The organism is Anaerosalibacter massiliensis, from assembly GCF_024623155.1.
Lineage (GTDB): Bacteria > Bacillota > Clostridia > Tissierellales > Sporanaerobacteraceae > Anaerosalibacter > Anaerosalibacter massiliensis.
The window spans coordinates 1-1,433 of sequence record NZ_JANJZL010000034.1; the positions used below are offsets into that span (position 1 = coordinate 1).

2 rRNA genes are annotated in these 1,433 nt (G+C 49.8%); both read left to right on the forward strand.

The window, feature by feature from the left end:
- Window positions 1–1,308, forward strand: a 23S ribosomal RNA gene (locus NSA23_RS16445); the annotation flags it as partial.
- 40 nt (window positions 1,309–1,348) lie between these two features.
- A 5S ribosomal RNA gene (rrf, locus tag NSA23_RS16450) occupies window positions 1,349–1,433 on the forward strand; the annotation flags it as partial.

Genomic DNA, 1,433 nt, shown 5'->3' on the forward strand with positions numbered 1-1,433 from the left:
AGTATATAAATACCCGTACCGCAAACCGACACAGGTAGGCGAGGAGAAAATCCTAAGACGTGCGGAAGAACCCTTGTTAAGGAACTAGGCAAAATAACCCCGTAACTTCGGGAGAAGGGGTGCCAACTAAGGTGAAGCATTTACTGCGTAAGCATTAGTTGGCCGCAGTGAATAGGCCCAAACGACTGTTTATCAAAAACATAGGTCTCTGCTAAGTCGAAAGACGATGTATAGGGGCTGACACCTGCCCGGTGCTGGAAGGTTAAGGGGAAGAGTTAGCGTATGCGAAGCTCAGAACTTAAGCCCCAGTAAACGGCGGCCGTAACTATAACGGTCCTAAGGTAGCGAAATTCCTTGTCGGGTAAGTTCCGACCCGCACGAAAGGTGTAACGATTTGGGCACTGTCTCAACAAGGGATCCGGTGAAATTGTAGTACTCGTGAAGATGCGAGTTACCTGCGACAGGACGGAAAGACCCCGTGGAGCTTTACTGTAGGCTGACATTGGATTTCGGTATTGCTTGTACAGCATAGGTGGGAGACTGAGAAGCTAGGGCGCCAGCTTTAGCAGAGTCAACATTGGGATACCACTCTTGCAATGCTGAAGTTCTAACCAGAGACTGTGAATCCAGTCTTGGGACACTGTCAGTCGGGCAGTTTGACTGGGGCGGTCGCCTCCTAAAATGTAACGGAGGCGCTCAAAGGTTCCCTCAGCACGGTCGGAAATCGTGCATAGAGTGTAAAGGCATAAGGGAGCTTAACTGCGACACCTACAAGTGGAGCAGTAAGGAAACTTGGACTTAGTGATCCGGTGGCACCGCATGGAAGGGCCATCGCTCAACGGATAAAAGCTACCCCGGGGATAACAGGCTTATCTCCCCCAAGAGTCCACATCGACGGGGAGGTTTGGCACCTCGATGTCGGCTCGTCTCATCCTGGGGCTGGAGTAGGTCCCAAGGGTTGGGCTGTTCGCCCATTAAAGAGGCACGCGAGCTGGGTTCAGAACGTCGTGAGACAGTTCGGTCCCTATCCGTCGTAGGCGTAGGAAATTTGAGAAGAGCCATTCCTAGTACGAGAGGACCGGAATGGACAGACCACTGGTGCATCAGTTGTCTTGCCAAAGGCACAGCTGAGTAGCTATGTCTGGAAGGGATAAGTGCTGAAGGCATCTAAGCACGAAGCCCCCTTCAAGATGAGATTTCCCATCGTAAGAGTAAGACTCCAAGTAGACTACTTGGTTGATAGGTCTCAGGTGTAAGAGTAGCAATATTCTTAGCTAAGAGATACTAATAAGTCGAGGGCTTGACCAATATATCTTACTGTGTATCTTATTTTCAATTTAATACATTATCTGGTGACGATAGCAGAAGGGTCACACCTGTTCCCATACCGAACACAGAAGTTAAGCCTTCTAACGCTGATGGTACTTGAGTGG